The sequence below is a fragment of the Clostridium sp. KLE 1755 genome, from assembly GCF_000466465.2.
GTDB lineage: Bacteria > Bacillota > Clostridia > Lachnospirales > Lachnospiraceae > Eisenbergiella > Eisenbergiella porci.
The window spans coordinates 20681-29038 of the sequence record NZ_KE992775.1 but is presented as its reverse complement, the minus strand read 5'-3'; the positions used below and the strand labels follow the sequence as shown (position 1 = coordinate 29038).

The following is an 8358-nucleotide window of genomic DNA, read 5'->3' as shown; positions in this document are numbered from 1 at the left end:
ATTTAAGCTTAATCAGCAGGCACTAATTATCATTTACATGCTGGTAAGGATTTGTAATTTGTCCATAGTTATTATCGGAAGTAAATAGCGACGGAGTATTACGAATTTTCTCCAAAAATGGCATATTTTCATTCGTATTATCAACCGAAAAAACGGAATTATCAGAATGATAAGCCGCAGTACCCCCGTTAATAGGTTGCAAATCTACAAATAAAGGTTTTCCTGAATACGAAAACTCTTTAATCAGAACATCTGCAACTGTTGTTCCTAAAACGATATAACCATTATTTTTTCCATTAGCGGACAAGTTAACGATGTAACTACTTCCATAAAAGCCAGAATCAGTAGTTACGCTATCTATGACAGTACTTTCACTCCATCCGTTATTACCATTTTCATAAATATCATTTGCAATAAACCAACGAGCTAATTCAACAGCTTCATTTTCGGATATAGAAGAAGTAGTGGAATCAGCAGCTAATGCAGTTGTAGATAAGGAAAATGTCATTGCCAATACGAGAATGAGAGATAATATTTTTTTCATTATAAAGACCTCCTTCTATTAATTGATTAAAAAATAAACAGCAAATCTCTATATCCATCGGAATCACCACTTTCGTAATTTAGAGCGCACATTCTTTGTACATATTGATTATATCATATTTACTTTAATAAATTCAAGTTGGCAAAATAGACAAATTATACTGTTTCGGTTTAGCAACACAAAACACATATCAATCATAATATTTGGGATGAGATAATCTTCTTGTTTAGTATAGGGTAGTTTCATGTGGTCTTAGCTCCTTTCTGTGGCTCTCTCTGCGGTAAACTGCTCACCGGGATAAATACGCCCTTTGCGATATCCTCGGTGCGGATAGCGTCTTTTCTGGCTTCGATTTCAGCCTTTTTCTTGGCTTTGGTGCGTTCCTCATATTCTTTCTGCTTGCCGTTAGCTTTACGCTTCAAATAGTTCTGATGAAGCCTGTCCTTGCGCTCCTCTTTCTTACGGATTTCCTCTAATTCCTCTGATGTCAGCTCCACTTCTCCAAATGCCGGAGGAACAAAACGCCCAACAAAATTGAAATAAATCTCAACCTCCTGTGTTGTGTCTCGGCTGCCTTTGCGGTCACGCTCATGGACAAGGATTTTCTCAACAAATTCATTGAGCATGGTAACGGTCAACGTGTCAAAATTCTCGTATTTATCAATCAGAGCGATAAATCGGTCAGCGTCCTTTTCATGCTTTTCATAGCCCTTAACCGCCTTTTCCAGAGTAGAAATTTCAGCGGTCAGCTCACTTTGCTCCTTTGCATATTGAGCGTCCAGCATTTCATATCGGCTGTCCGGCAGTCTCCCCAAAGCATTGTCCTCATAAATCTTACAGAGCAGCACTTCCAGCTCAGAAACTCTCTGCTTGGCGGTGGCAAGGCGTGTCCGTTGTTTTCTGACTTCTGTGGTCTGCTGGCTGGACTGTGCTTTCTGTACCACCCGGACAAACTCGGCTCGGTCATGCTTGGCATATTCGGCAATGGCTTTGAGCATATCAGAGATAAGGGAGAGTACCACATCCTCATTGATACGGTGCTGTGTGGTGCAGAGCTTTCCGACTGGGACTTTGCTGTATTGGGAACAAGTATATTGAGAAATACGCTTGCCGTTGTTAGTACGGTGGACATACATCTTGCCACCGCAGTCGGCACAATAAAGCAAGCCAGTGAGGGGAGCAGCTTCGCCCCAGCCGTTAGGGTAGCGTCTGACATTTCCTCGGATTTTCTGCACAAGGTCAAAAGTTGGCTGGTCGATGATTGGCTCATGGGTATTTTCAAAAATCGTCCATTCGTCCTCCGGCACATAATGGCTTTTCTTGTCCTTAAAATGCTTGCGTGTTTTGAAATTGACTGTATGCCCCAGATACTCACGCTTTTTGAGGATTTCTACAACGGAAGAAGCTCCCCAGCCGTACACATCTTTGAAAGTCTTGTTTTTGTTCACACCCTCTCCAAACTGTGCAAGGTAAGCAGATGGTATCAAGATTTTTTCCTCTGACAGCTTCTTTGCAATCTGATACGGTCCAAAACCGTCAATCGTCATGGCAAAGATACGCTTTACCACCTCGGCTGCTTCTGGATCAACTAACCACTGAGTTCTGTTTTCATTCCAGAGGTAGCCGTAAATGACTGTACCTGTGAGGTGCTTGCCGGACTTGCCTTTGGACTGGAAAGTGGAACGGATTTTGCGGCTGGTATCTCTGGCATAATACTCATTCATAATATTGCGGAACGGGGTAAAATCATCGTCCCCTCTGGCACTGTCCACACCGTCATTGATGGCAATTAAGCGGACACCACGCTGACGCAGTATCTCCATAATCTGACCGACTTTCAGATAGTCACGCCCCAGTCGGCTCATGTCCTTGATACAAAGGTATTCCACATTTCCAGCTTCCACTTCTTTCATCATTGCCAGAAATCCGGGACGGTCAAAGCAAGTACCACTGATACCGTCATCAGTAAAATGGACTGTGTTAGAAAAGCCCTGATGGTCAGCATATTCTTCAAGCAGCTTCTTCTGGTTCGATATGCTGTTGCTCTCGCCTTGCTGGTCATCGTCTCGGCTCAATCGCTCATAAAGAGCAGTGATTTTTTCGTTTCTTCTCATGGCTTACGCTCCTTTCTTCGATTTTAGGTTGTGTGTTCTAAGAGACTTCCCAACCGCTTGATTAAGAAGTCTTTTAGAGCATACAACACCCGCCGCCAATTTGTATTTTTTATATTGCTTCACCGCGAAATGGTCGGGGCTGCGTTCTTCCAAATCGGCAAAGAGCAGATCAACGGGGCTTTGGTATTCCTCGTCGTCCTCGCGTGCTTCGCTTGCATTGATAAGTTCAAGCAGCGTTGTAAAGTTCATTTCCTCGGCGGGGGCTTCATACCAAATGTAGCCGATCAACGCGCAATATAATAACCTCTCGGCTTTCACCCAAAAATCTTCCGCGCTTTTTTCTCCCTCGCCTTTGGTATTGACGATAAGGGTATTGACAACCTTTAACACGTCCTTTTCGCTGCGGATATAGACAAAGGGGTTATAGTGCATACTTTTCCGAAAGTTTATCGTATTCAGTACCTTAATGCGGTAGCCTGCCCGTTGCAGCAGCTTTCCGCACTCGATTAGGACGGTGCCTTTCGGGTCTGTCAAGACGTAGGAAGAATGAAGCTGCATTAAATTAGGCTTTACGAAAAACCTTGTCTTGCCGCTGCCGCTGCCGCCGATCACCACGACGTTTTTATTTCTCGCGTATTTCGGTGATTTAGGGCGGCTGTTCATGGTAAGCCGTTCAGTCTGCGTCAAAATGATGTTGTTCTGAAAATCCGGGTCGATGTAGGGCTTTATATCTTCGGCGTTGCCCCAACGTGCGCTGCCGTATTCTGCGCCCTTGCGGTATTTGCGGGCATTTTTCCCTTTGAAATAGACAATCAGACGGATAACCACCGCGCCCACAATGCCAATAAGCAAATCCAACGGGTGAACGCTCGGCAAGGCATTTGAAAACGCTTCGGAAAATCCCTGTGTGATATTGAGTATCTTTTCGGAAATATCCGCGCCGGGGGCAAGCCGCACCGCCTGTCCCACCTTATCAAAGAGATAGACAAAGAACACATACGGGATATTCGGGATTATCAGCTTTTTGTAGTTTATCTGCTTCATATCTCGCGCCCCCTGTCTATTTTCTTTACCTTGTCGCGGGCGGCGTTAAGCTGCTTCGCCTTGTCCTTTGCTGCGGCAAGGGCTTTGCGGATAGAGGGCTTTTTATCCCTGTTCAGCTTCTTTGCGGAAAACTCTTGAAACGCTGCGGTCATAACGTCCGCGTCCCTGCCTTTGAAAAACACAAGGTAACGGGTCTGTTCGCCCTTAACCTTTTTCAGCGAAAAATCTATGTTGTATTTCTTCGCGGTACTCTCAAAGGCTTTGATATTGCTGTCGGTGATCTCGATGTTGGAAACCCCCGCATTTTGCTTCATAAGCTGCCGCATGGTCTGTTTCCCATGCGGTGCTTTGCTTTTCTGCTCCAAAAACTTTTGGATTGCTTTCTGTAACGCCTGTTCGGTAAGCCGCGCCGCGCCTTTTCCCACTTTGACGTATAGGGCAATCGTTTTTTGGGTTACTTCTTCCTGCAAGGTATCAACTCCTTTCCCGGTAAACTGCGGCTATGCTCATTTGCTGCCGTAAAAGTCGTGATTGACAAGGGCGGTATAGTAGCTGTCAATGGTACTCGGCGCGTTGAACAGCACCGCTTTTAGATACTGCTTGATGTTGCGGATTTTGGTTGTGTTCTCCCTCATGCAGTCCAAAACAAACTCAACGTGGCTGCTGTTCAGCTTCATAAACTTTGATTTGACAAGTTCGGCGGGGTAGTCGTCCCCGGCGATACGGATTGTCTTTCGGGCTGTGCAGACGGTTTCCAGCATGATTTCTACAATCTCGTCCAAACGGTCTTTATCCATTTTGGGGTCTTGAATGAGAATGTCATAGTCGATGTTTTCTTTGATGATTTCCCGATAAATCTCTATTGCACTGTTTGTTTTCGCTTCCGTTCTTTTCCTTTCCGGCGGCGTAGCCGCTTCGTCCTGCTCATAAGGCAAGGGATTTAGGGAATGGAAAGGAATGGAATGGGTACTTGATAGATCAGTAATTGATTGTTCTTTACTTGATATATCTTTATTTAATTGCGTTGGATTTTCCAACGTAGGTTTTTCCTGCGTAGGTTTTTCCAACGTTGGATTATCCAATGTTGGATTTTCCAATGTAGGTAAATCCGATGTAGGCGGCTTTTCGCTGCTGGTAGCTGCTTCCGGCTCTTTGGGCTGCGGCTGCTCATATATGACATAATCCGCGCCGCGCAAACGTCCTTTCTCGTCGCGTTCCCGGCTGCGGACGATATATCCGGCTTTTTCAAGTTCTTTGACCGCTTCGCGGATTGCGTCGATCTTCTCGCGGTTGATGTGAGATAAGCCCGCAAGGGTATAATCCCAATCTTCGGGCAGCGAAAGCATTTGCGACAACAAGCCTTTTGCCTTTAAGGTGAGTTCCTTATTGCGCAAGTGGTGGTTGCTCATAACGGTATATCCCGTATTTCGCTCCACTCTGAAAACTGCCATATTTCATCACTTCCTCTCTTGGTCTGCGTGGACAATTAGAAAGCCGTTTTCGGCGGTTTTGGTATTGCAATATGCCCTTTGCCGTTTTCGCGTCTGCAAAGCCGCATGGCACAAGGGCTTTTGCCCGTCTATTTGTCCATGCTGGCGGGCGTTTTCCGCGTCCTTTTGCCGGGGCAGTAGGGACACTCTTTGAAAACGCAAAACTCATATTTCCACCCGGGGCGGTAGAAACGGCAAGTGCCGCAATCTTCATCATCTCCGGCACAACCGGATTGATAGCGGTCAAATCCCGGTTTCTGCTGCATGAGCAGTTCAAACGCCCGCTGCTTGCCCTTTGTGAAATACATTCCGGCTGTACCTCCTTTCCTGCGGGCATAAAAAAACGCCACAACTTCTTTGAAGCTGCGGCGTAGTATGCAGAAAGGGACGCTATCTCTCGATAACGTCCCTTTTGCTTGGTTATTCACTTGTAACCTGTTTGCCCGCTGTCCATAAACGCGATGATATAAGGGTTTTTGCTTGTTTTCTTATCTCACCGCGCTTAAAAAGCTGTCTTTTTTACTGCAATTTTTCAGGGATGCCGGCTTGTGCATAGTATGGTGTCAGGCGGATACAGGAAGACAGACACAGGAAGACAGGCACGGGGACACGGACACAGGGCGGCGACGGCTTTAGCCCGGGCGGGATGTGAACAGTAACTTACGGAGTGAGGTGTTACAGAATGAAGCGTAAAAGGGCTTGAATGTAGCAGATTTTTACGCTACAATGGGTAAAGAAGTACTCTAAAATTAGGCATTTGCGGCAGTGCTGCGGATGCATGAGAGCAAGGGTGTTAAAATATGAATTTTGAACGGTTTTTGCGCGGAGAGCAGCATCAGTACATCAGCAGCATGCGGCCGATTCTCAGCAAAAAGGCTCTGTTCAGTGATACAACGGAAAATTTTATATCACCGGCGGAACCGGCGCCATACAGTGAAGTAACCATTACCTTCCGAGCCAAAAAGAACAACCTGGACAGGGTGTTCTTTATTTGTCAGGGACAGAAGAATCTGATGTTTAAAGCGTCGTCAGATTCTCTTTTTGACTATTACGAACATCGGCAGCAGCTGGATAATGAGAAGATTACGTACTATTTTGAAGCACAATCAGGAAAAGCCAGGTGCTATTACGATTCAAGAGGAGTTGTCAAGCAGCCGGAGGAGCATTATTATTTCAGCATCATCCCCGGTTTTTCCACACCGGCCTGGGCAAAGGGCGCGGTAATGTACCAGATTTATGTGGATCGCTTTTGCAACGGGGATCCGACCAATGATGTCCTCACAGGAGAGTATCATTATATCGGGGATAAATCCAGGAAGGTAGAGGACTGGTACGCATATCCTGCACAGATGGATGTACGGAATTTTTACGGAGGGGATCTGCAGGGTGTTCTGGATAAGATGGATTATCTGCAGGATCTGGGGATTGATGTTATTTATTTTAATCCCCTGTTCGTATCGCCCTCCAACCATAAATACGATATACAGGATTACGATTATATTGATCCCCATGTGGGGAAAATCGTCAGCGAGGAAGGGGAGCTTCTGCCGGACTGGCAGCATGAGAACCGCTTCGCCGGCCGTTATATCAACCGTGTTACGAATAAGGAGAACCTGGAGGCCAGCAACCAGCTTTTTATCAAGGTTGTGGAGGAAGCCCACAGGAGAGGCATGCGGGTTATCATTGACGGTGTATTTAACCACTGTGGTTCCTTTAACAAATGGCTGGACCGGGAACGTATTTATGAAGGACGGGAAGGGTATGCCAAGGGCGCTTTTATAGACAGAGACAGCCCATACCATGATTATTTCATGTTCCATGACGAATACAGGTTCCCCTATAATCCCACTTATGACGGCTGGTGGGGGCATGATACGCTGCCGAAGCTGAATTATGAAGGCTCCAGGGAGCTGTATGAATATATCATGCGGGTTGCCGCCAAATGGGTTTCGCCACCCTTCAATGCGGACGGCTGGCGGCTGGATGTAGCGGCGGATTTGGGCCATTCCCCTGATTTTAACCACCGTTTCTGGCGGGATTTCCGCAGAAGTGTGAAAAGCGCCAATCCCAACGCCATCATTCTGGCGGAGCATTACGGCGATCCATCCTCCTGGCTGCAGGGTGACCAGTGGGATACGGTGATGAATTACGACGCCTTTATGGAACCGGTAACCTGGTTCCTGACGGGAATGCAGAAGCACAGTGACGATTACCGTCAGGATTTGCTCGGCAATGCGGAAAGCTTCTGGGGCGCCATGGGCTACCACAGCGCATGCTTTGCCACACCTTCCATTCAGGTTGCCATGAATGAGCTTTCCAACCACGATCATTCCCGGTTCCTCACCCGTACCAATAAGAAGGTGGGACGTATGAACACACTGGGACCGGATGCCGCAAACCAGGGAGTGAACAAGGCGGTGATGCGTGAGGCGGTTCTTATCCAGATGACCTGGCCCGGCGCGCCAACCATTTATTATGGAGATGAAGCGGGTTTGTGCGGCTTTACGGATCCGGATAACCGCAGGACCTATCCCTGGGGAAGGGAAGATCAGGAGCTGATAGCCTACCACAAAGCGGCAATAAAGGTGCACAAGGAAAACCAGGAGTTCAAAACCGGCTCCATCAAGTGGATGCTTACGGATTATAATATGATTGGCTATGCCCGTTTTACCAGGGATAACCATTCACTGATCCTTATTAATAACAATGACCATGAGATGACAAAGGAGCTTTCCGTCTGGGAGCTGGGAATACCGAAAGAGGCGGAAATGACAAGACTGCTCCTCACAGGCAATGACGGTTTCTATACGGATCCGGTAAAATATGTGGTGGAAGCGGGAAAAATAACGGTGACACTGCCTCCGGTTTCGGGAATTATACTGCAGCATCGGAACGAACCCGTGAAGCGGAGCGAAGAAATGAAATCGAACCGAAAAAATTTCTTGCAATTCCTATAAAGGTATGGTTAAATGTATATTGTCGGAGACGGAGTGTCGTCTCCGGCGGCTATAAATGGATGGATTCCCGAGTGGCCAAAGGGGACAGACTGTAAATCTGCTGCAAATTGCTTCGGTGGTTCGAATCCACCTCCATCCATTATTCATTGACGTAAATTGATATTTGCGGCGGTGGATGGTCTGCGGGTATGGTGGAATAGGCAGACACA

6 protein-coding genes, 1 tRNA gene and 1 pseudogene are annotated in these 8358 nt (G+C 46.7%); 2 read left to right on the top strand and 6 right to left on the bottom strand.

The window, feature by feature from the left end:
* Positions 1-22: 22 nt before the first annotated feature.
* The 6 genes and pseudogenes from HMPREF1548_RS25570 to HMPREF1548_RS29255 all read right to left on the bottom strand — a co-directional run bounded on the left by HMPREF1548_RS25570 (position 23) and on the right by HMPREF1548_RS29255 (position 5500).
* A complete protein-coding gene (locus HMPREF1548_RS25570; protein ID WP_021639672.1) occupies positions 23-544 on the bottom strand; it encodes a hypothetical protein in 522 nt (173 codons plus the stop codon).
* A 242-nt stretch (positions 545-786) separates the two neighbouring features.
* Positions 787-2658 carry a recombinase family protein gene (locus HMPREF1548_RS25565; protein ID WP_021639671.1) on the bottom strand — a complete coding sequence of 624 codons (1872 nt, stop codon included), beginning with the start codon at positions 2656-2658 and terminating at the stop codon, positions 787-789.
* 60 nt (positions 2659-2718) lie between these two features.
* Positions 2719-3702 (bottom strand): annotated as a pseudogene (locus HMPREF1548_RS25560) (type IV secretory system conjugative DNA transfer family protein); the annotation flags it as partial.
* Positions 3699-4172 carry a PcfB family protein gene (locus HMPREF1548_RS25555; RefSeq protein ID WP_021639669.1) on the bottom strand — a complete coding sequence of 158 codons (474 nt, stop codon included), beginning with the start codon at positions 4170-4172 and terminating at the stop codon, positions 3699-3701. The pseudogene HMPREF1548_RS25560 and the gene HMPREF1548_RS25555, both read right to left, overlap by 4 nt.
* Positions 4173-4208: 36 nt before the next feature.
* Positions 4209-5153 carry a DUF6017 domain-containing protein gene (locus HMPREF1548_RS25550; protein ID WP_021639668.1) on the bottom strand — a complete coding sequence of 315 codons (945 nt, stop codon included), beginning with the start codon at positions 5151-5153 and terminating at the stop codon, positions 4209-4211.
* 128 nt (positions 5154-5281) lie between these two features.
* Complete coding sequence (locus HMPREF1548_RS29255; protein ID WP_008979746.1) at positions 5282-5500, bottom strand: hypothetical protein; 219 nt, start codon at positions 5498-5500, stop codon at positions 5282-5284.
* Positions 5501-5992: 492 nt separating this feature from the next.
* Here HMPREF1548_RS29255 and HMPREF1548_RS25540 point away from each other — a divergent pair, with 492 nt between their 5' ends.
* Entirely contained in the window at positions 5993-8149 is a 2157-nt protein-coding gene (locus HMPREF1548_RS25540) for a glycoside hydrolase family 13 protein (RefSeq protein ID WP_021639666.1), read from the top strand.
* A 57-nt stretch (positions 8150-8206) separates the two neighbouring features.
* Positions 8207-8288, top strand: a tRNA-Tyr gene (locus tag HMPREF1548_RS25535).
* Positions 8289-8358 lie beyond the last annotated feature (70 nt).

Excerpts from the sequence above, each read along its gene's own strand:
- HMPREF1548_RS25565 (WP_021639671.1), bottom strand. The coding sequence starts at position 2,658 with ATGAGAAGAAACGAAAAAATCACTGCTCTTTATGAGCGATTGAGCCGA.
- HMPREF1548_RS25550 (WP_021639668.1), bottom strand. The coding sequence starts at position 5,153 with ATGGCAGTTTTCAGAGTGGAGCGAAATACGGGATATACCGTTATGAGC.
- HMPREF1548_RS25570 (WP_021639672.1), bottom strand. The coding sequence starts at position 544 with ATGAAAAAAATATTATCTCTCATTCTCGTATTGGCAATGACATTTTCC.
- HMPREF1548_RS29255 (WP_008979746.1), bottom strand. The coding sequence starts at position 5,500 with ATGTATTTCACAAAGGGCAAGCAGCGGGCGTTTGAACTGCTCATGCAG.
- HMPREF1548_RS25540 (WP_021639666.1), top strand. The coding sequence starts at position 5,993 with ATGAATTTTGAACGGTTTTTGCGCGGAGAGCAGCATCAGTACATCAGC.